This is a genomic window from Streptomyces sp. KMM 9044, from assembly GCF_024701375.2.
GTDB lineage: Bacteria > Actinomycetota > Actinomycetes > Streptomycetales > Streptomycetaceae > Streptomyces.
The window spans coordinates 3,802,186-3,822,028 of the sequence record NZ_CP113910.1; the positions used below are offsets into that span (position 1 = coordinate 3,802,186).

The 19,843-nt window shown below is 72.7% G+C and carries 18 protein-coding genes; 11 read left to right on the forward strand and 7 right to left on the reverse strand.

From position 1 onward, the window contains the following. The first annotated feature begins 186 nt into the window (after positions 1–186). From HUV60_RS17160 to HUV60_RS17175, 3 genes are all read left to right on the forward strand, one after another. Positions 187–1,650: a DUF2252 domain-containing protein gene (locus tag HUV60_RS17160; RefSeq protein WP_257851652.1), complete on the forward strand. Its 1,464-nt coding sequence runs from the start codon at positions 187–189 to the stop codon at positions 1,648–1,650. A gap of 636 nt (positions 1,651–2,286) precedes the next feature. Then, positions 2,287–3,144: a hypothetical protein gene (locus HUV60_RS17170; RefSeq protein ID WP_257850432.1), complete on the forward strand. Its 858-nt coding sequence runs from the start codon at positions 2,287–2,289 to the stop codon at positions 3,142–3,144. 74 nt (positions 3,145–3,218) lie between these two features. Next, on the forward strand, positions 3,219–3,548 hold the full coding sequence (locus tag HUV60_RS17175; RefSeq protein ID WP_257851649.1) for a rhodanese-like domain-containing protein: 330 nt from the start codon (positions 3,219–3,221) through the stop codon (positions 3,546–3,548). Between the two features lie 635 nt (positions 3,549–4,183). Here the strand turns inward: HUV60_RS17175 and HUV60_RS17180 are convergent. Genes HUV60_RS17180 through paaA form a run of 5 tightly spaced genes read right to left on the reverse strand, consistent with a single transcriptional unit; the run spans position 4,184 to position 7,860 of the window. Continuing rightward, positions 4,184–5,242, reverse strand: coding sequence for a 2Fe-2S iron-sulfur cluster-binding protein (locus HUV60_RS17180; protein ID WP_257850431.1), 1,059 nt, complete (start codon positions 5,240–5,242; stop codon positions 4,184–4,186). Further along, positions 5,242–5,832: a 1,2-phenylacetyl-CoA epoxidase subunit PaaD gene (gene paaD, locus HUV60_RS17185; RefSeq protein ID WP_257850430.1), complete on the reverse strand. Its 591-nt coding sequence runs from the start codon at positions 5,830–5,832 to the stop codon at positions 5,242–5,244. Before paaD ends, HUV60_RS17180 begins: the two co-directional genes overlap by 1 nt. Then, positions 5,826–6,581 (reverse strand): 1,2-phenylacetyl-CoA epoxidase subunit PaaC, encoded by a 756-nt coding sequence (gene paaC / locus HUV60_RS17190; RefSeq protein WP_257850429.1) that lies wholly within the window; start codon positions 6,579–6,581, stop codon positions 5,826–5,828. The genes paaD and paaC overlap by 7 nt, the downstream gene beginning before the upstream one ends. Then, positions 6,578–6,865, reverse strand: a complete 288-nt coding sequence (gene paaB / locus HUV60_RS17195) for a 1,2-phenylacetyl-CoA epoxidase subunit PaaB (protein WP_257850428.1) — start codon at positions 6,863–6,865, stop codon at positions 6,578–6,580. The genes paaC and paaB overlap by 4 nt, the downstream gene beginning before the upstream one ends. Next, positions 6,862–7,860 carry a 1,2-phenylacetyl-CoA epoxidase subunit PaaA gene (paaA, locus tag HUV60_RS17200; protein WP_257850427.1) on the reverse strand — a complete coding sequence of 333 codons (999 nt, stop codon included), beginning with the start codon at positions 7,858–7,860 and terminating at the stop codon, positions 6,862–6,864. The genes paaB and paaA overlap by 4 nt, the downstream gene beginning before the upstream one ends. 391 nt (positions 7,861–8,251) lie before the next feature. Between paaA and HUV60_RS17205 the strand changes: the two genes are divergently transcribed. From HUV60_RS17205 to HUV60_RS17215, 3 genes are read left to right on the forward strand one after another with little or no spacing between them, the layout of a single operon-like run. Next, on the forward strand, positions 8,252–9,127 hold the full coding sequence (locus tag HUV60_RS17205) for a DUF5819 family protein (protein WP_257850426.1): 876 nt from the start codon (positions 8,252–8,254) through the stop codon (positions 9,125–9,127). After that, on the forward strand, positions 9,124–10,446 hold the full coding sequence (locus HUV60_RS17210) for an HTTM domain-containing protein (protein WP_257850425.1): 1,323 nt from the start codon (positions 9,124–9,126) through the stop codon (positions 10,444–10,446). The genes HUV60_RS17205 and HUV60_RS17210 overlap by 4 nt, the downstream gene beginning before the upstream one ends. A 10-nt stretch (positions 10,447–10,456) precedes the next feature. After that, positions 10,457–11,293, forward strand: coding sequence for a TrmH family RNA methyltransferase (locus HUV60_RS17215; RefSeq protein WP_257850424.1), 837 nt, complete (start codon positions 10,457–10,459; stop codon positions 11,291–11,293). Positions 11,294–11,316: 23 nt separating this feature from the next. Here the strand turns inward: HUV60_RS17215 and paaN are convergent, their stop codons facing one another. Continuing rightward, a complete protein-coding gene (gene paaN / locus HUV60_RS17220) occupies positions 11,317–13,008 on the reverse strand; it encodes a phenylacetic acid degradation protein PaaN (RefSeq protein ID WP_257850423.1) in 1,692 nt (563 codons plus the stop codon). Positions 13,009–13,253: 245 nt separating this feature from the next. Between paaN and HUV60_RS17225 the strand changes: the two genes are divergently transcribed. Continuing rightward, positions 13,254–14,768 (forward strand): 3-hydroxyacyl-CoA dehydrogenase, encoded by a 1,515-nt coding sequence (locus HUV60_RS17225; protein WP_257850422.1) that lies wholly within the window; start codon positions 13,254–13,256, stop codon positions 14,766–14,768. Continuing rightward, positions 14,765–15,355: a TetR/AcrR family transcriptional regulator gene (locus tag HUV60_RS17230; protein ID WP_257850421.1), complete on the forward strand. Its 591-nt coding sequence runs from the start codon at positions 14,765–14,767 to the stop codon at positions 15,353–15,355. Before HUV60_RS17225 ends, HUV60_RS17230 begins: the two co-directional genes overlap by 4 nt. 30 nt (positions 15,356–15,385) lie before the next feature. Here HUV60_RS17230 and HUV60_RS17235 read toward each other — a convergent pair whose 3' ends face one another. Further along, positions 15,386–15,880: an Lrp/AsnC family transcriptional regulator gene (locus tag HUV60_RS17235; protein WP_257850420.1), complete on the reverse strand. Its 495-nt coding sequence runs from the start codon at positions 15,878–15,880 to the stop codon at positions 15,386–15,388. 190 nt (positions 15,881–16,070) lie between these two features. On the opposite strand from HUV60_RS17235, the gene pdhA reads away from it, so the two are divergent. The 3 genes from pdhA to HUV60_RS17250 are packed head-to-tail and all read left to right on the forward strand — an operon-like array spanning position 16,071 to position 19,794. Further along, complete coding sequence (pdhA, locus tag HUV60_RS17240; protein ID WP_257850419.1) at positions 16,071–17,243, forward strand: pyruvate dehydrogenase (acetyl-transferring) E1 component subunit alpha; 1,173 nt, start codon at positions 16,071–16,073, stop codon at positions 17,241–17,243. After that, positions 17,240–18,244: an alpha-ketoacid dehydrogenase subunit beta gene (locus HUV60_RS17245; RefSeq protein ID WP_257850418.1), complete on the forward strand. Its 1,005-nt coding sequence runs from the start codon at positions 17,240–17,242 to the stop codon at positions 18,242–18,244. Before pdhA ends, HUV60_RS17245 begins: the two co-directional genes overlap by 4 nt. Then, complete coding sequence (locus HUV60_RS17250) at positions 18,244–19,794, forward strand: dihydrolipoamide acetyltransferase family protein (protein ID WP_257850417.1); 1,551 nt, start codon at positions 18,244–18,246, stop codon at positions 19,792–19,794. The genes HUV60_RS17245 and HUV60_RS17250 overlap by 1 nt, the downstream gene beginning before the upstream one ends. The last annotated feature ends 49 nt before the right edge of the window (positions 19,795–19,843 follow it).

Genomic DNA, 19,843 nt, shown 5'->3' on the forward strand with positions numbered 1-19,843 from the left:
CGGAGCTGTCCACAGGGCCTGATGTGTTTCGGCCACCAGGTTGTACGGTCGGCACGGTTGATGTCGTGGCCTGCGCCGGTGTCCGTGTCGGCTTCGAGGCGGGCCGACGGCCGGATCGTCGTTCGCGTGCGGCCGGCCGACGTGTGGGTACGGGCGTACCTGTGGGCGTACGGGGAGGCGGTTGTGATGACCGAGGTGGATGCCGGCGGGGCCGGGGCGGGCCGGGCGGCGGAGCGGGCGGAGCCGGAGCCAGCTGCCGGGGAGGCGCGGCGGCTGCCGCGCGTACCGGGTTTCGCGGCGTGGCCGCCCGAGGGCTCGGCCAAGGAGGACGGCAAGGCCCTGCGCCGGCTGGTGCCGCGCAGTGCGCATTCCGCTCTCGGCCTGGACCCCTCGCGCCCGGACGCGGTCAGCGCGGTCGAGGAATCCAGTCGTGGCCGGCTGCCCGAGCTGACGCCGATACGGGTGGGCCGGATGGCGGCGACACCGTTCGCCTTCCTGCGCGGATCGGCGGGCCTGATGGGCCACGACCTGGCCCGCACCCCCATGACGCGGATCCGCACGCAGCTCTGCGGCGATGCGCACGCGGCGAACTTCGGTCTGTACGGCGACGCGCGCGGCGGGCTGGTCATCGATCTGAACGACTTCGACGAGACGGTGTGGGGCCCCTGGGAGTGGGACCTCAAGCGGCTCGCCACCTCGCTGGTGCTCGCGGGACGGGAGGTCGGCGCGGACGAGGACACCTGCCGCAAGGCCGCCCGTGACACGGTGGGCGCCTACCGTCGCACGATGCGGCTGCTGGCGAAGATGCCGGTGCTGGACGCGTGGAACGCCATCGCCGACGAGGAACTGGTCTCCCACACCGACGCCCACGATCTGCTCGGCACGCTGGAGCGGGTCTACGCGAAGGCCCGCGCCAACACCAGCGGCCGCTTCGCGGCCAAGTCCACCGTGGCCGTGGAGGACGGCGGGCGCCGCTTCGTCGACGCCCCGCCGGTGCTGCGCCGTGTGCCCGACGCCGAGGCCCTCGCGGTGGCCATCTCCCTGGAGCAGTACGTCGGCACCCTCCAGCCCGACCGGCTTCCGCTGCTGGCCCGGCACGCGGTGCAGGACGTGGCGTTCCGCGTCGTCGGTACGGGCAGCGTGGGCACCCGCTCGTACGTCGTGCTGCTCCTCGACCACCGGGGCGAGCCCCTCGTCCTCCAGGTGAAGGAGGCCCGAGCCTCGGCGCTGGTGCCGCACCTGCTGACAGCCGGCTTCGACGTCCCCGACGCCGACCACGAGGGCCGGCGCGTGGTCCTGGGCCAGAAGCGGGTGCAGGTGGTCAGCGACAACCTGCTGGGCTGGACGACCGTCGACGGGCGGCCCTTCCAGGTACGGCAGTTCCGCAACCGCAAGGGCAGCGTCGACCCGGTGGCCCTCTCCGCCGACGAGGTCGACGACTACGCCCGGATGACCGGCGCCCTCCTGGCCCGCGCCCACTCCCACAGTGCCGACCCCCGTCTGATCTCGGGCTACTGCGGCAAGAACGACGAACTCGACGAGGCCATGGGCGACTTCGCCTTCCGCTACGCCGACCGCACGGAGGCGGACCACGCGGACCTGGTGGCAGCGGTCCGGTCGGGCCGGATCGCTGCCGAGACGGGGGTCTGAACACCGTCTCACCGTCTCACCGTCTCACCGTCTCCGGCGGCTTCCCGGTGGCTGATCTGTCGCGGGACGACGTCTCGTGCTTCTTCGACCCGGACCCGGTGGGGGCGCTGCCGGACCTGTGTGTTCCCGATGCCTCGGCGCAGGCCTGGCAGGCGGTTCTCGATCTCGTCGTCGCGCGTGGCGGGGACCGCGGGTACGCCGAAGGCGGGACGGTGCTGCCGGTTTTGCGGGCGGAGGCTGCGCTGTCCCGTCCGGCCGACGCGGAGTGCCCGGGCCTGCGGGCGTGGCCGACTGCCGATGCGCCGGCGATCTTCCGTTTCTGGCCGGTGGACGCGATCGGCTTCGACGTGGATCTGCGGGAGCTTCGGGGGCAGGAGCGACTCGATGGGTTCCGCGGGTCCCGCGGGTGCTCGGGTGGCTGCTGGGCAAGCCGGTGGGCATGCAGGGCGGGGGCGGTGGCGGCGGCGGCCCGGTGCCGGGGCACGGCGTCGGGGCCGATCGGGTCGGGGTGTGGGTGGAACCGGTGGGGCCATGACCCCGGTCGGCCGGGACGGAGACGGCTGTCGGGAGGCGGGGTGGAGACAGGGGACAGAGGGCCGGAGGCCGGGGGCCGCGGTCGTGGCCTACGCTGTCCGGGTGACGACCTCGGAGGGTGAGCAGGGCAGCGGCGGCACCGGCGCGGAGCAGGTGGCGGCCGACGGTGGTGCGCAGCAGCGGCCCGAGGCGCGGCTGGAGCAGGCCGTGCGGGCCGCGGAGCGGGCGCTGATCGAGTTCGAGATCGCGGTGGACACCTTCCGCATCGAGGTCGAGAACTTCTCCCGGTTGCACGAGCAGCGGCTCGGCCCCGTGTACGCCCGTCTCGAGGAGCTGGACACCCGCATCCTGGAGGCCAAGGCCACCCGCAGCGGTGACTCCGAGGACCGCCTGCTGGCCGACGACGCGCGCTCCCGGCTGCAGCCGATTCCCGGTGTGGAGGAACTGCTGGGCGGCTGGATGGACGGCAACGGTCTCTTCCCCGAGGCCGCGGCCATGCTCACCGACCAGCCCGTCCGGCCACCGGAGCGGGTGCGGCCCAGCGAGGAGGCGCGCAGGCTCTACCGAGACCTCGCCCGCAGGGCTCACCCGGATCTGGCGCAGGAAGAGGCGGAACGCCAGCGCCGTGAGGAGTTCATCACCCGCGTCAACGCCGCCTACGCCCGCGGCAGCGAGGCCGAGCTGCGGGAGCTCACCGCCGAATGGGCGGCGGGCCCCAAGCTGAAGGAGCAGGCCCCGAGCGCCGGCGAAGAGCTCTACGCCCGGCTCGAATGGCTTGCCCGGCGCAAGGAACTGCTCACCCTGGTCGCGAAGGAGCTCGAGGAGGGTGCCATCGGATCGATGCTCCGGCTGGCCCCCGACGACCCGGACCGCCTCCTGGAGGAGATCGCCGAACAACTGCGGGCCCAGGTGGCCGAGCGCGAAGCGGAACTGGCGGCCCTGGAGGCGCTCGAGGGCTGAGCTGCCGGTCCCGTGGGCGTGGGCCCCGGCCCGGGGCTTCCGGTAGCGTCGGGGGCATGAGTTTTGCGACTGGGGTGCCCACGGTCCGGGTCTGTGACCTCAAGGACGACGACTTCCTGCTGGACGTCCGCGAGAGCGACGAGTGGGCGTCCGGTCGTGCCGAAGGGGCGCTGCACATCCCGATCAGCGAATTCGTCGCCCGTTACGGCGAGCTGACCGAGGCGGCCCCGCAGGACGGCCGGGTGCACGTGATCTGCCGTTCCGGCGGGCGTTCGGCTCAGGTCACGATGTATCTGGTCCAGCAGGGCATCGACGCCGTGAACGTGGACGGCGGCATGCAGGTGTGGGAATCCGAAGGACGCCCCGTCGTCACCGACGACGGACAGCCCGGACACGTCCTGTAGTACAGGGAGGGGCAGGCGGCCGTCGCGGGCCGCGCATCGGGCCTCGTGGAGGTGACGGTCGCCGCCACGGCCACCACCGCCGCTTCATCGGTTTCAGCCCGGCGGACGTGACGCAGGCAGGTCTCCCAGGGTCTCCTCGTGTGCCGGCGCCGGTCGTGTCCCACGGCGTGGGGCAGGGGATCAAGCGCTCGCGTTCCGGTACGAGGCCCGTGGCGGCCTTCGTGAAGGCGGCAGCCCGAGAAGTGTCGCGTCGGGGCGGGTTGAACACCCGAACCGGCGGGACCGCCGTCCCCGGCCTGTGGATTCCGAGGTCCTGATCCCCTGCCCCACCTGGCGGGACGCCATCCCGGCGCCTGGCCGGGCGGGAGCTCCGGATGCCTGACCGGGCGTGGTATCGGTGCCGTTGGGCGGTCCGCGTCGGTGCCGGATCCCCGTGCGGGCCGCACGGCCCGCCGGACCCCTTCCGCCGCGCGGATCCCGGCGACGGCGGCATCCCCGGTGCCCGGCAGGGCGGGAGCTCCACGCCCGGAGTCCCGCAGGCCCCCCTGGTGCCCCGGAGCCGATCCGACCGAACGGCGTCGCAGGGGCCCCGGGGCGGGGCGGCGCAGTGTCTGCGGGAGGGGTGCGTGCCGCCGTCACCGGTCGAAGTCCAGCTCCACCCTTTCCGTCACCGGACGCGACTGGCAGGCCAGGACGTAACCCGCCTCGGTCTCCTCCGACTCCAGCGCGAAGTTGCGGTTCATCCGCACCTCGCCCGAGACGAGGAAGGCGCGACACGTTCCGCACACCCCGCCCTTGCAGGCGTAGGGGGCCTCGGGGCGGTTGCGCAGCACCGTCTCCAGCAGGGACTCGCCCTCCCGGACGGGCCAGGTGCCGCCGCGTCCGTCGAGCAGGGCGGTGACCGTGCTGTGGGCGGGGGCCGGCGCCGTGGGGGCGGCCGGGGAGCCGGTGTCCACGTGGAAGATCTCCTCGTGGATGCGGGAGCGCGCCACACCGAGACCGCGCAGGGCCCGCTCGGCCTCCTCGACCAGCCCGTACGGGCCGCACAGGAACCAGCCGTCCACCTGCCCCACCGGCAGCAGGGCCGGCAGCAGGGCGGCGAGCCGCTCCTGGTCGAGCCGTCCGGACGGCAGGCCCGCCTGCTGCTCCTCCCGCGAGAGCACCGGCACCAGCTGGAACCGGTCGGGGTAGCGGTCCTTCAGGTCGGCGACCTCCTCCAGGAACATCGTCGAGGCGGCCGTCCGGTCACTGCGGATCAGACAGAACCGGGCTCCGGGCTCGCGCTCCAGAAGGGTCGAGACGATGGAGAGCACCGGGGTGATGCCGCTCCCGCCGACGATCGCCGCGTACCGGCCGGGTGCGGGCGGGAGGGTGAACCGGCCCGCCGGGGTCATCACCTCCAGCTCGTCCCCGACGCCGACCTCCTTCAGGGCGTACGGCGAGAAGGCGCCGCCCTCGACCAGACGTACCCCCACGCGCAACGTACCGGGCCCCTCACCTTCGGGTGCCGGGGAGCAGATCGAGTAGGTGCGCCGGATGTCCTCGCCGTCGGCCCTGCGCCGCAGGGCCAGGTGCTGGCCGGGAGCGTAGCGGTACTCCTCACGCAGGTCCGGCGGGACGCTGAGGGTGAGGGCGACGGAGTCGTCGGTGAGCCGGTCGACGGCGGCCACCCGGAGCCGGTGGAAGCGCGCCATCACAACTCCTTGAAGTGGTCGAACGGTTCACGGCAGTCCAGGCACCGGCGCAGCGCCTTGCAGGCGGTGGACGAGAAGCGGCTGAGCAGCTCGGTGCCGGCGGAGCCGCAGTGCGGGCACCGCACGGGCCCGGACGCCTCGGCGGGTGCCTCCTCGGACATGGGCTCGGGCGTCCCGTTCGCCCACGGCTCACGGGTACGCGTGCGGGTCGGCCCGAGGTCCACCGCGACCGCTCCCGAAGCCGGCCGTACGCGCGGTGGGGCGATGCCGAACTCCCGCAGCTTGCGGCGCCCTTCGTCGGTGATGTCGTCGGTCGACCAAGCGGGTGCGAGCACTCTGCGGACGGTGACCTCGCGCACCCCGTGCTCACGCAGCACCCGCGCTATGTCCGCCGACATCGCCTCGACGGCCGGACACCCCGTGTACGTGGGGGTCAGCTCGACCTCGACGGTGTCCGTACCGCGCGCGTGCACCGCGCGCACCACGCCCAGCTCGCGCAGGGTCAGCACGGGCAGTTCGGGGTCGGGTACCGAACCGGCCAGTTCGAGCAGTTCCGCCTCGAGTGGAGTGAGGGCCGCCGGGGTCACCATGTCGCCCCCGGGTGGCTTCGGTGCAGGTGCTGCATCTCGGCGAGCATGCGACCGAAGGACTCGGTGTGCAGCCCCTGGCGTCCGGCACCGGCCGCCCACGCACCCGCGCGCGGGCTGTCGGGCACGGTGAGGGTGGCCCGGCCCAGTACCTGCGTGATCCGCTCCAGCCAGGCCGCCTCCAGGCCAGACCAGTCGACGCCGAGGCCCTCGACCGGCTGGAACATCTCGCCGGTGTACTGCCACAGCGCGTCCACGGCCCGCTGCATCCGGGCGTGGCCGGTGTCGGTGCCGTCGCCGAGCCGCAGGGTCCACTGCTCGGCGTGGTCGCGGTGGTAGGCGACCTCCTTGACGGCCTTGCCGGCCAGCGGCGCCAGCGGGCCGTCCCCGGCGGCGAGTCCGGTGTGCAGGAGGTACTGGTAGGCGGAGAAGTACAACTGGCGGGCGATGGTGTGGGCGAAGTCGCCGTTCGGCTGCTCGACCAGCTGGAGGTTGCGGAAGGCGCGCTCCTCGCGGAGGAACGCCAGTTCGTCCTCGTCGCCCGCCATCGACAGCAGCACGCGGGCCTGGCCCAGCAGGTCCAGCGCGATGTTGGCGAGGGCGACCTCCTCCTCCAGCACGGGGGCGTGGCCGGCCCACTCGCCCAGACGGTGGGAGAGCACCAGGGCATCGTCGCCGAGGGCGAGTGCGGCCACCGTGAGGACGGTGTCCTGGGCGGGTGCACGGGTGCCGGAGCGGGGTGTCGTCGTCACAGGTGGCGCACCCCCTCGGGGATCTCGTAGAACGTCGGGTGCCGGTAGGGCTTGTCGGCGGCCGGCTCGAAGAACGGGTCCTTCTCGTCGGGTGAGGAGGCGGTGATCGTGGACGACGGCACGACCCAGATCGAGACGCCCTCGCCGCGGCGGGTGTACAGATCGCGGGCGTTGCGCAGAGCCAGCTCCGCGTCCGGGGCGTGCAGGCTGCCGGCATGGGTGTGGGACAGTCCCCGGCGCGAGCGCACGAAGACCTCCCACAGGGGCCAGTCGGTGTCGGTCATCCGTGGGTCGCTCCTGTCTCACCGGTGGTGTGCTTGGCCGCGTAGGAGGCCGCCGACTCCCTGACCCAGGCGCCCTCCTCGTGGGCACGCCTGCGCCGGGTCAGCCGCTCCTCGTTGCACGGACCGTTGCCCCCCAGGACGTCCCGGAACTCCGTCCAGTCGATCGGGCCGAAGTCGTGCTGTCCCTGTTCCTCGTTCCATCGCAGGTCCGGGTCGGGGAGGGTGAGGCCGAGCGACTCGGCCTGGGGGACGCAGATGTCGACGAAGCGCTGCCGCAGCTCGTCGTTGGAATGCCGTTTGATCTTCCAGGCCATCGACTGCGCGGAGTGCTGGGACTCGTTGTCGGGCGGGCCGAACATCATCAGCGACGGCCACCACCAGCGGTCCACCGCGTCCTGCGCCATCGCGTGCTGCTCCGGGGTGCCGCGGCTCAGGGCCAGCAGCAGCTCGTAACCCTGGCGCTGGTGGAAGGACTCCTCCTTGCAGATGCGCACCATCGCGCGCGCGTACGGGCCGTACGAGCAACGGCACAGGGGCACCTGGTTGGTGATCGCGGCGCCGTCCACCAGCCAGCCGATCGCGCCGACGTCGGCCCAGGTCAGCGTGGGGTAGTTGAAGATCGAGGAGTACTTCTGGCGGCCGGAGTGCAACTTGTCCAGCAGCTCCTCGCGCCCCGTCCCGAGGGTTTCGGCGGCGCTGTAGAGATACAGGCCGTGCCCCGCCTCGTCCTGCACCTTGGCCATGAGGATCGCCTTGCGGCGCAGCGAGGGCGCGCGGGTGATCCAGTTGGCCTCCGGCTGCATGCCGATGATCTCGGAGTGCGCGTGCTGGGCGATCTGCCGGACGAGCGTGGCGCGGTAGGCGTCGGGCATCCAGTCGCGCGGTTCGATCCGCTCTTCGGCGGCGACGGCCGCGTCGAAGGCGCGCTCGTACTCCGCGCCGCCGCGCGCGCTGTCACCCGCGTCGGCGCCGACGCTGTCGACTGCTGTCGCCATGAGGTCCCCTTCGACCTGGGTTCTTCTCGGCCTGGGTTCTCCCGGGTTCTTCCCGGAACACGCTCCCGACCGATCGTTCGGTTCGTGCGATTCCATGGTGAGACGGGCGCCGCGAGGTGTCAACAGCTGTGGAAAACCTGCGCGCGGGATCGTCGGGGCGGGCTGTCCGTGGACAACCCGGGCCCGACCGGACCCGGCCGTGGATGTGGTGACGGCCGCGGAGTGCGCGGACCGCCGGGACTGTGCCGGGACGGCCGGTGCTGAGTACCGTTCCCGTGCGACGTTGCGAAGCGGTGTGCGGGCGGCACGACGCTCTCGCACGCCGCACGGTGGCGGTGATCGACCGGGATCCGGACCGGGATCCGGACCGGAACTGTGGGAACGGGGCGGGATGGACGCGTACGACGAGGACTCGCAGGCCCGGCACGGGCGGACCGGGCCGGGCGCGCCGGGCTGTCCTGCCCCTGCACCGCCCCCGGATCCGCCCTCTCCCGCGCCCCCTCCCGCACAGCCTCTCGCCCCGCGTGCTCCCGCACCGGAGGGGCCCGCTGCCCAGGAGGACCCCCGGCACTCGAACGCCCCTCCGGCCCCGGACGCGGACCCCCCGCCCCCCGGATCCCGTACCGGCGTGGCCGCCCTCCCGCTCCGCCACCGGATCGTTGCCGTCGTGGCGCTCGGGGTCGTCGCGGTCGTCGTCTGTGTGCACATAGGCATGGCGTTCCTGCACGTAGCGCCTGCGAACACGGTCTCCAAGGAGCACGCCGAGGCGGTCGATGACTGGATCTACCCGGAGTTCGAGCAGAACTGGAAGCTGTTCGCGCCGAACCCGTTGCAACAGAACATCTCCGTCCAGGTCCGTGCCGAGGTGCTGACGCCGGCCGGGGGAGTGCGGACCACCGGCTGGTACGACCTGTCCGCCGAGGACGGCCGGGCCATCGACGGCAACCTCCTGCCCAGCCACACCCAGCAGAACGAGCTGCGCCGCGCCTGGGACTTCTTCGTCGCCACGCACGACGGTGCGGACCGGCCGGTGGGGATGCGCGGCACGCTGGCCGAGTCGTATCTGCGCCGGATCATGGTGATGCGGCTCGACCGGTCGGCCGCGGCCGGGCCGGGCGGTGTCGTCGACCGGATCCAGGTCCGCTCCCGCACGGCCGATGTGCCGCCGCCCGAGTGGAGCGAGGAGGAGGTCTCCACGAAGCCGGTGTACCGCACGCTGCCCTGGTGGCCGGTGCCGGAGGACGAGGCTGGGGGAGGTACCGGGTGAACCGCTTCTCGACCAAGGTCTCCGGTGCCGTCGCACGGGTCACCGATGCGGCCCTCGGCCCTCACCAGACCGCGGTGATCCGGATCGGGTTCAGCGCGACCTGGCTCCTGTTCCTGCTGCGCGAGTTCCCCCACCGCCAGGAGCTGTACGGGCCCGACGGCCCGTGGGCCTGGGACCTCGCCGATCAGCTCGTCGGGTCCAACGGAGCCTTCACCGCGCTGCTGTGGTCAAACAACCAGGGCTGGTTCGAGGCCCTCTACCTGCTCGCGGCGGTGTGGAGCGTCCTGCTGCTGCTGGGCTGGCGTACCCGCACCATGTCGGTGCTGTTCATGGTGGGCGTGCTGTCGCTGCAGAACCGCAGCGTCTTCATGGGCGACGGCGGCGACAACGTCCTGCACCTGATGGCGGTCTACCTCGTGTTCACGCGCTGCGGCCAGGTGTGGTCCCTGGACGCGCGGCGCGCCCGGCGCACGGACGAGGCACGCGCGCGTGGAGAGCGGCCGCAGGACCGGACAGGCCCCGCGCTGTGGGGGGTGCTGGGTTTCCTGCTGCTCCTGGCGACCCTGGCCGGGCGGATGGACGGCGACTGGTTCGTGCCGACGCTGCTGTGGGCCGTATGGCTGGCGCAGGCGCTGTGGTGGCTGGTGGGGCGCTGTGCGAGGACCCCGCAGCCACGCGCCCTGCTGGACGTCGTCACCAACATCGTGCACAACGGCGCCCTGCTGGTGATCATGGCCGAGGCCTGTCTGATCTACGCCACGGCCGGCTGGTACAAGATCCAGGGCTCCCGCTGGCAGGACGGCACCGCGGTGCACTACCCGCTGCACCTGGAGTACTTTTCCCCCTGGCCGGCCCTCGGTGACCTGCTGACCGCCAGCGGCACCCTGGTGATGCTGGTGACCTACGGAACGGTCGCCGTACAGGTGGCCTTCCCGTTCACCCTGTTCAACCGGCGGGTCAAGAACGTGCTCCTGGCGCTCATGGTCACCGAGCACGCGGTGATCGCCGTCGCCCTGGGGCTGCCGTTCTTCTCCCTGGCGATGATCGCGGCCGACGCCGTCTTCCTGCCGACGTCGTTCCTGTGCCGCCTGGGCCACGTCTTCACGCGCCTCTGCGCGTGGGTACGCAGCCCGGTACTCCGGATACCGCCGCGCACGCGCAGGCACTCGGGTGGTGCGCCGGTGCCCGCACCCAGGGCCGGAAGCCCGGGAGAGCCGGTGGATCGGGTGGGCCGGATGGAGCCGGAGGAGCCGGTGGATCGGGCCGGTCAAGGGCCCGCCGTCCCCGCGCCCGGGAAAGCACCCGGCACGCGCCCGTAGGCTGCACGTCATGGCAGCCCCCGACCGCGACACCGCCCCCGAGGGCACCTCCGTGCCTCCTGCGCCTCCTGCGCCTCCTGCCCAGGAAACCACCACCGTGACCCACTGGCACCGGCGGAGCGGGGGCGCTGTCCTGCTCGACGGCTTCCACGCCCTCAAACACGCCGTACGCTTCGGCGCCGACGTCGAGATGGCGGTCACCGCGGACCGGGCCGCCGCGCTCGCCCTCGCCGACGAGCTGGCCCCGGACGTCCGGGAGGCGCTGGCGGTGCTGCTGGCCGAGGTGCCGTACGAGGCGTACGCCTCGCTCGTGCCGCGCCCGCATCCCACCGCCGTCGCCGCCCTCGCCGTACGCCCCTTCCGCGCGGGCAACCTGGAGAGGCTGGCGCACACCCCGCGCACCGCCCCCGTGGTGGTCCTGGACCAGCCGCGCAACCTCGGCAACGCGGGCGCCGTGATCCGGCTGGCCGCCGGTTTCGGGGCGACCGGGGTCGTCACCACCGGCACCCTCGACCCCTGGCACCCCACCGTCGTGCGCGGCGGGGCCGGGCTGCACTTCGCGACCGCCGTGGAGCGGCTGGCCGTCGGCGAACTGCCCGGCGGCCCGGTGTTCGCACTCGATCCGGAGGGCGAGGACATCCGCGCGCTGGAACTTCCGGACGACGCGCTGCTCGCCTTCGGCTCGGAGCGCAGCGGGCTCTCGTCCGAGCTGCGCGCGCGTGCCGACCATCTGGTGGCGCTGCCGATGCGCCCCCAGGTCTCCAGCTACAACCTCGCGACCAGCGTGGCCATGACGCTGTACCACTGGAGCGCCACCGGGGGCGCACCTGGTGGTGCTCCCGCGTAAGAACACGGGCCCACGAGGAGGGCTCATGCCTCCCGGCGCACCTCGATCACCCGGAAGCGGTTGGCCACGAAGGCGGTGTCGGTGAGGGCCGCGTTGGCCGCCGGGTTGCCGCCGGAGCCGTGGAAGTCGGAGAAGGCGGCCGTCTGGTTGACGTACACCCCGCCGGTGAGGTTGAGGGAGAGCTGGGCGGCCTCCTCCAGGCAGACCTCCCGTACCGTCTCCTCGAACTCCGGGGAGGTCGTGTACGCGCCGACGGTCATCGCGCCCCTCTCACGGACGGTGCGCCGCAGCAGCTTCGCCGCGTCGGACGCGGAGTCGACGGCGACGGCGAAGGAGACCGGTCCGAAGCACTCGTTCATGCAGGCGGCCTCGCCGTCCGGCTTCGCACCGTCGAGCTTCACGATCACCGGCGTACGGACCACCGCGTCCGGGAACTCCGGGTGGGTGATCCCGCGGGAGGCGAGGGCGACCTCGCCGAGCCCGGCGGCGGCTTCCAGGCGGGCCCTGACATCGGGGTTGACGATCGCGCCCAGCAGGGCGTTCGCGCGCGTGTCGTCGCCGAGCAGGCCGTCGACCGCCTGCGCCAGGTCGGCGACGACCTCGTCGAAGGACTTGGGGCCCTGGTCGGTGGTGATGCCGTCGCGCGGGATCAGCAGGTTCTGCGGGGTGGTGCACATCTGGCCGCTGTAGAGCGACAGGGAGAACGCCAGGTTGGCGAGCATGCCCCGGTAGTTCCCGGTCGACTCCACGATCACCGTGTTGACGCCGGCCTTCTCCGTGTACACCTGCGCCTGGCGGGCGTTGGCCTCCAGCCAGTCGCCGAACTCCGTGGAGCCGGTGTAGTCGACGATCCGGATCTCCGGACGTGTGGCCAGGGTCCTGGCGATGCCCTCGCCGGGCCGCTCGGCGGCCAGCGCCACCAGGTTCGGGTCGAAGCCGGCCTCGGTGAGCACCTGGCGCGCGACCTGCACGGTGAGGGCGAGCGGCAGCACCGCGCGGGGATGCGGCTTGACCAGGACCGCGTTGCCGGTGGCGAGGGAGGCGAACAGGCCCGGATAGCCGTTCCATGTCGGGAAGGTGTTGCAGCCGATGACCAGACCGATGCCGCGCGGGACCGGCGTGAACTGCTTGGTCAGCGCCAGCGGGTCGCGCTTGCCCTGCGGTTTGGTCCACTCCGCGGCGGTGGGGGTGCGCACCTGCTCGGCGTACGCGTACGCCACCGCCTCCATGCCGCGGTCCTGCGCGTGCGGGCCGCCCGCTTGGAACGCCATCATGAACGCCTGGCCGGAGGTGTGCATGACGGCGTGGGCGAACTCGGGCGTCCGGTCGCTGATCCGCTTGAGGATCTCCAGGCAGACCACCGCGCGGGTCTCGGCGCCCGCGTCCCGCCAGGTCCGCATCCCGGCCCGCATGGCGGGCAGCAGCACGTCGAGGTCCGCGTGCGGGTAGCTGACGCCCAGCTCGATGCCGTACGGGGAGGTCTCGCCGCCCACCCAGTCGTCGGTGCCGGGCTGGCCGAGGTCGAGGCGGGTGCCGAGCAGCGCGTCGAAGGCGGCCTGGCCCGCCGCTGGGTCCATGCTGCCGTTCTCCCCGTAGGCCTTGGGGTGCTCGGGGTGCGGGGACCAGTACGCGCGCGTGCGGATCGCTTCCAGCGCCCGGTCCAGGGTGGGCCGGTGCTGGGCGGTCAGCTGCTGCGCGGTGTTCTCGGCGGTCATCGGGGACCAACTCCTCGTCGAGTTCGGGGACCGGGCAAAGCCTTGGGCAGGAAGCAGGAAGCAGGAAGCAGGAAGCAGGGGGCAGGGGGCAGGGGGCGGAAGCCGACGACGCCAAAGCCAAAGCGGAGGGCGTCGGGGCAGGAGATGTCGGAAGTCGGACGGTCGGAGTTAGAGTAACCGAACGATCGGTCGGGACAAGAGGTCCGCCGCATCTGTGGACAAGCCCGTGCGGGAGGATCGCGCACATGACAGCACTCGACCTCAGCAGCCCCGTGGCCGTCGTCGGCACGGGCACCATGGGCCAGGGCATCGCCCAGGTCGCACTGACCGCGGGTCATCCCGTGCGGCTGTACGACGCCGTCCCCGGCCGGGGACGGGAAGCCGCCGAGGGGATCGTGGCCCGGCTCGACCGGCTCGTGGCGAAGGGGCGGCTCACCACCGCCGACCGGGACGCCGCCCGCGACCGCCTGCTGCCCGCCGACGACCTCACAGGACTCGCCGACTGCGCCCTGGCCGTCGAGGCCGTCCTGGAGCGCCTGGACGTCAAACAGGAGCTGTTCCGCGCGCTGGAGGACGTCGTCTCCGACGACTGCCTGCTCGCCACCAACACCTCCTCCCTGTCGGTCACCGCCGTCGGCGGCGCCCTGCGCCTCCCCGGCCGCTTCGTGGGGCTGCACTTCTTCAACCCGGCGCCGCTGCTGCCGCTCGTCGAGGTCGTCTCCGGCTTCGCCACCGACGCCACCTGCGCCACGCGCGCGTACGAGACGGCCCGCGCCTGGGGCAAGACGCCGGTCGCCTGCGCCGACACCCCCGGCTTCGTCGTCAACCGCATCGCCCGGCCCTTCTACGCCGAGGCCTTCACGGTGTACGAGTCCCAGGGGGCCGATCCGGCCACGATCGACGCGGTGCTGCGCGAGTCCGGCGGCTTCCGCATGGGCGCCTTCGAACTGACCGACCTCATCGGGCAGGACGTCAACGAGTCCGTCACCCACTCGGTGTGGCAGGCCTTCTTCCAGGACGTGCGCTTCACACCCTCGCTCGCCCAGCGCCGGCTGGTCGAGTCCGGCCGCCTCGGCCGCAAGAGCGGCCGGGGCTGGTACGGCTACGCGGACGGCGCCGAGCGTCCCGAGCCGCGCACCGCGGAGCAGGCCGGGGCACCCGCGTACGTGGTCGCCGAGGGTGATCTGGGGCCCGCCTCGGACCTGCTCGCCCTGATCCGCGAGGCCGGAATCCAGGTCCGCGCGGAGGACGAGGACAACGGCACCCGCCTGGTGCTGCCCAGCGGCGGCCAACTGGCGCTCGCCGACGGCCAGACCTCCGTGGAGTACCGCGACGTCGTCTACTTCGACCTCTCACCCGACTACCGCGGGGCCACGCGCATCGCCCTGTCCCACTCCCAGGACACCTCCGCGCGGACCGTCGCCGAGGCCACCGGACTGTTCCAGGCGCTCGGGAAGAAGGTCAGCGTCATCGGGGACGTCCCCGGCATGATCGTCGCGCGCACGGTGGCGCGGATCATCGACCTGGCGTACGACGCCGTCGCCAAGGGGGTGGCCACCGAGGAGGACATCGACACCGCGATGCGCCTGGGTGTCAACTACCCTTTGGGGCCCTTCGAGTGGAGTCGCCGCCTCGGCCGCGGCTGGGCCGGTTCCCTCCTCGACGACCTGCACGAGCGCGATCCGTCCGGCCGCTACGCGCCCTCCCTCGCGCTCTACCGGCACGCGTGCGCCACCGAGAAGCGGGAGGACACCCCGTGACCACCGCGAGACGCGACACGTACACCCCGGAATCCCTGCTCTCCGTCGCCGTCCGGGTGTTCAACGAGCGTGGCTACGACGGCACCTCCATGGAGCATCTCTCCCAGGCCGCAGGTATCTCCAAGTCGTCGATCTACCACCACGTGGCGGGCAAGGAGGAGCTGTTGCGGCGCGCGGTGACCCGGGCGCTGGACGGCCTCTTCGGCATCCTCGACGAGGAGTACGCGCGTGTGGGGCGTGCCGCCGAGCGCCTGGAGTACGTCGTACGGCGCATGGTCGAGGTCCTGATCGCGGAGCTGCCGTACGTGACGCTGCTGCTGCGCGTGCGCGGCAACACGGGCACCGAGCGGTGGGCCCTGGAGCGGCGCCGCGAGTTCGACCACCGGGTGGCGGCGCTGTTGAGAGCCGCGGCGGCCGACGGGGACGTGCGGGGCGACATCGAGGTGCGCCTGGTGACCAGGCTGGTCTTCGGAATGATCAACTCGCTCGTCGAGTGGTACCGGCCCGACGGGCGCGGCATGAGCGAGCGCGAGGTGACCGACGCGGTGGTCCGGCTGGCCTTCGGAGGGCTGCGCAAGGCGGGCTAGGACGGGCTCCGGGAGGGCCGGTCCGGCGGTTCACCCCTGCGGCTCCAGGTCCTCCTCCTCGAACACCAGCAGGGTGCGTGTGCTGAGCACCTCGGGGATCGCCTGGAGCCGGGTCAGCACCAGTTCCCGCAACGCCCGGTTGTCCGGGGTGTGCACCAGGAGCAGTACGTCGAAGTCGCCGCCCACCAGGGCGATGTGGGAGGCGCCGGGGAGCTGCCGGAGCTGCTCGCGAACCGTGCGCCAGGTGTTCTGGACGATTTTCAGGGTGATGTACGCGGAGGTGCCGTGACCGGCCCGTTCGTGGTCGACGCGAGCCCCGAAGCCCCGGATGACGCCGTCCTCGACGAGCCGGTTGATCCGGGCGTAGGCGTTCGCGCGGGAGACGTGGACCCGGTCGGCGACGGACCGGACGGAGGCGCGGCCGTCCGCCTGGAGCATGCGCAGGATGTCCTGGTCTATGGCGTCCAGAGGACGCGCGGGCGGCACCGGCCCGCTCCCCTCCGGACCCCCGGCACTCTCGGCCATTTGTTCAGACGACACCCGGCCCCGCCTCTCCGCCTTGGACGTACTGCGTCCATCTCAGGCTGTGGAGAACCGTTTGTCCACAGCCTGGTACCACCCGTAGCCAAAATGTGCCGGCGACCGAACAATCGGTTGGTGGGGCGCGTCACAGACGCCGCACCCCACCAAGCGACTCCCACGAGGAGGTGCCGTCATGACGGTCATGGAGCAGCGGGGCGCGTACCGGCCGACCCCGCCGCCCGCCTGGCAGCCACGTACCGACCCCGCGCCGCTGCTGCCCGACCCGGAGCCGTACCGCGTGCTCGGCACCGAGCGGGCCGACGCGGCCGACCCGGAGCTGCTGCGCCGGCTGTACGCGGAGCTGGTGAAGGGCCGCCGCTACAACGCGCAGGCCACCGCGCTCACCAAGCAGGGCCGTCTCGCGGTCTACCCCTCCAGCACCGGTCAGGAGGCCTGCGAGGTCGCCGCCGCGCTGGTCCTGAAGGAACAGGACTGGCTCTTCCCGAGCTACCGCGACACGCTCGCCGTCGTCGCGCGCGGGGTGGACCCCGTCGAGACCCTCACCCTCCTGCGCGGTGACCGGCACACCGGCTACGACCCCTACGAGCACCGGGTCGCGCCGTTGAGCACGCCGCTGGCCACCCAGTTGCCGCATGCCGTCGGACTCGCGCACGCCGCCCGCCTCAAGGGCGACGACGTGGTCGCGCTGGCGATGGTCGGCGACGGCGGGACCAGCGAGGGCGACTTCCACGAGGCACTGAACTTCGCCGCCGTGTGGCGGGCACCGGTCGTCTTCCTCGTCCAGAACAACGGCTTCGCGATCTCCGTCCCGCTTGCCAAACAGACCGCGGCCCCGTCGCTGGCACACAAGGCCGTCGGCTACGGGATGCCCGGCCGACTGGTCGACGGCAACGACGCGGCCGCCGTGCACGAGGTCCTGGCCGACGCCGTGCACCACGCGCGCGCGGGAGGCGGCCCGACCCTGGTCGAGGCGGTCACCTACCGCGTGGAGGCGCACACCAACGCCGACGACGCGAGCCGCTACCGGGGCGACGCCGAGGTGGAGACCTGGCGGGAGCACGACCCCGTCACGCTCCTCGGACAGGAACTGACCCGCCGCGGCCTGCTCGACGACGACCGTCTCGCCGCCGTCCGTCAGGACGCCGAGACCATGGCCGCCGACCTGCGGGCGCGCATGAACCAGGACCCGGTGCTCGACCCCATGGACCTGTTCACCCACGTCTACGCCGAGCCCACGCCCCAGCTGCTGGAACAACGGGAGCAGCTGCGGGCCGAGCTGGCGGCCGAAGCCGAAGCCGAAGCCGCGCCCGGTTCCGGGACCGAGCCGGGGGGCACGCAGCGATGACCACCGTCGCCGCCAAACCGGCCACCATGGCACAGGCGCTCACCCGCGCGCTGCGCGACGCGATGGCCGCGGACCCCTCCGTGCACGTGATGGGCGAGGACGTCGGCACCCTCGGCGGTGTCTTCCGGATCACCGACGGACTCGCCGAGGAGTTCGGCGAGGACCGCTGCACGGACACCCCGCTGGCCGAGGCGGGCATCCTCGGGACAGCCGTCGGCATGGCGATGTACGGGCTGCGGCCGGTCGTGGAGATGCAGTTCGACGCGTTCGCCTACCCGGCGTTCGAGCAGTTGGTGTCGCACGTCGCCAGGATGCGCAACCGCACGCGTGGCAGGATGCCCCTGCCGCTCACCATCCGCATCCCCTACGGGGGTGGCATCGGCGGCGTCGAGCACCACAGCGACTCCTCCGAGGCGTACTACATGGCGACTCCCGGGCTTCATGTCGTCACGCCCGCGACCGTCCCGGACGCCTACGGGCTGCTGCGGGCCGCCATCGCCTCCGACGACCCGGTCGTTCTCCTCGAGCCCAAGCGCCTGTACTGGTCGAAGGACTCCTGGAACCCGGAGCAGCCGACGGCCGTCGAACCCTTGGGCCGTGCGGTGGTACGGCGCTCCGGCCGGAGCGCCACGCTCATCACGTACGGGCCGTCCCTTCCCGTCTGCGTGGAGGCGGCCGAGGCGGCCCGCGCCGAGGGCTGGGACCTGGAGGTCGTCGATCTGCGCTCGCTGGTGCCGTTCGACGACGCGACGGTGTGCGCCTCGGTGCGGCGGACGGGACGTGCGGTCGTCGTCCACGAGTCGGGCGGTTTCGGCGGTCCCGGCGGGGAGATCGCGGCCCGGGTCACGGAGCGCTGCTTCCACCGTCTGGAGGCACCGGTGCTGCGTGTGGCAGGGTTCGACCTCCCGTATCCGCCGCCGATGCTGGAGCGTCACCACCTGCCCGGCGTGGACCGGATCCTGGATGCCGTGGGGCGTCTGCAGTGGGAGGCCGAAAGCTGATGGCAGAGGTGCTGGAGTTCAAGCTGCCCGACCTCGGTGAGGGGCTCACCGGGGCGGAGATCGTGCGCTGGCTGGTCGAGGTCGGCGAGGTCGTCGCCGTCGACCAGCCGGTCGTCGAGGTCGAGACGGCCAAGGCGATGGTGGACGTGCCCTGCCCGTACGGGGGCGTGGTCACCGCCCGCTTCGGCGACGAGGGCGCCGAGGTGCCGGTGGGCGCCCCGCTGATCACGGTCGCGGTGGGCGGCCCGGCCGACGAGGACGGCCGTCCGGCGCGGGAGACGCCTTCCACGACGGACGGCTCTCCCGCCGATGCCCCGCGTGCGGCGGTTTCCCGCGCAAAGGGCCCGCAGCCGGCGGGGTCCGGCAACGTGCTGGTCGGTTACGGAACGTCGGAGGCACCGGCCCGGCGGCGCAGGGCGCGGCCGGGCCGGCCGGCGCCGAGCGCGCCGGCGTCGCCCGCCGCTTCCACCGCTTCCTCCCCGGCCACGGCGAACGGTTGGACCGCCGCCGAAGGACAGGCACCCGCTGCCCGGCAGGCCCGTACGGCCGCCGGGGCGGTGGACGGGCCGGTACCCGTGATCTCGCCGCTGGTGCGCCGACTGGCCCGGCAGCATGGTCTGGATCTGCGCGAGATGTCCGGTTCCGGGCCCGAGGGGCTGATCCTGCGGGCGGACGTGGAGTACGCCCTCCGGGCCGCCGGAACGCAGTCGGGCAGGGACAAGGACCGGACGCCCACACCCTCCACCGAGCCGCGCGCGCCGCGGACACCGGCACAGGAACCGGCACCGTCGCAGGTGTACACGCCGGCGGTCGGAGTCCCGACTGCCTCGGAATCCGCCCGTATCCCCCTCAAGGGCGTCCGCGGTGTCATGGCCGGCAAGCTGTCCCGCAGCCGCACCGAGATCCCCGACGCGACCTGTTGGGTGGACGCCGACGCGACCGAGCTGATGCGGGCGCGGGACGCGATGCGGCGTTTCGCCGAGGAACGCCCGCAGAGCCCCGCGGCCGGCGGGCCGAAGATCTCCGTGCTCGCTCTGCTGGCCCGGATCTGCACCGCCGCGCTGACCCGCTTCCCCGAGCTCAACTCCTCCGTGGACATGACGGCCAGGGAGGTCGTCCAGCACAGGGCCGTGCATCTCGGCTTCGCCGCGCAGACCGAGCGCGGGCTCGTCGTCCCCGTCGTCCGGGACGCGCACACGCGCAACGCGGAGTCGCTGACGGCGGAGTTCGCCCGGCTGACCGAGGCGGCCCGCACGGGAACGCTGCCGCCGGCGGAACTCACCGGCGGCACGTTCACGCTGAACAACTACGGCGTCTTCGGCGTCGACGGCTCCACCCCGATCATCAACCACCCCGAGGCCGCCATGCTCGGCGTCGGCCGCATCGTCCCCAAGCCGTGGGTGCACGAGGGCGAGTTGGCGGTGCGGCAGGTCGTGCAGCTCTCGCTCACCTTCGACCACCGGGTCTGTGACGGCGGCACGGCGGGCGGCTTCCTGCGGTACGTGGCGGACTGTGTGGAGCAACCGGCGGTGCTGCTGCGCACGCTGTGACGTCTTTTCCGTCCGACCGCGTTGTCCGTGCCCCCGCGTTCCCTGTGAT

Coding starts and splice junctions, on each gene's coding strand:
- HUV60_RS17160 (WP_257851652.1), top strand. CDS start 187: ATGACCGAGGTGGATGCCGGCGGGGCCGGGGCGGGCCGGGCGGCGGAG.
- HUV60_RS17180 (WP_257850431.1), bottom strand. CDS start 5,242: ATGGCGCGCTTCCACCGGCTCCGGGTGGCCGCCGTCGACCGGCTCACC.
- paaD (WP_257850430.1), bottom strand. CDS start 5,832: ATGGTGACCCCGGCGGCCCTCACTCCACTCGAGGCGGAACTGCTCGAA.
- paaB (WP_257850428.1), bottom strand. CDS start 6,865: ATGACCGACACCGACTGGCCCCTGTGGGAGGTCTTCGTGCGCTCGCGC.
- paaA (WP_257850427.1), bottom strand. CDS start 7,860: ATGGCGACAGCAGTCGACAGCGTCGGCGCCGACGCGGGTGACAGCGCG.
- HUV60_RS17205 (WP_257850426.1), top strand. CDS start 8,252: ATGGACGCGTACGACGAGGACTCGCAGGCCCGGCACGGGCGGACCGGG.
- HUV60_RS17215 (WP_257850424.1), top strand. CDS start 10,457: ATGGCAGCCCCCGACCGCGACACCGCCCCCGAGGGCACCTCCGTGCCT.
- paaN (WP_257850423.1), bottom strand. CDS start 13,008: ATGACCGCCGAGAACACCGCGCAGCAGCTGACCGCCCAGCACCGGCCC.
- HUV60_RS17225 (WP_257850422.1), top strand. CDS start 13,254: ATGACAGCACTCGACCTCAGCAGCCCCGTGGCCGTCGTCGGCACGGGC.
- HUV60_RS17235 (WP_257850420.1), bottom strand. CDS start 15,880: ATGGCCGAGAGTGCCGGGGGTCCGGAGGGGAGCGGGCCGGTGCCGCCC.
- pdhA (WP_257850419.1), top strand. CDS start 16,071: ATGACGGTCATGGAGCAGCGGGGCGCGTACCGGCCGACCCCGCCGCCC.
- HUV60_RS17245 (WP_257850418.1), top strand. CDS start 17,240: ATGACCACCGTCGCCGCCAAACCGGCCACCATGGCACAGGCGCTCACC.
- HUV60_RS17250 (WP_257850417.1), top strand. CDS start 18,244: ATGGCAGAGGTGCTGGAGTTCAAGCTGCCCGACCTCGGTGAGGGGCTC.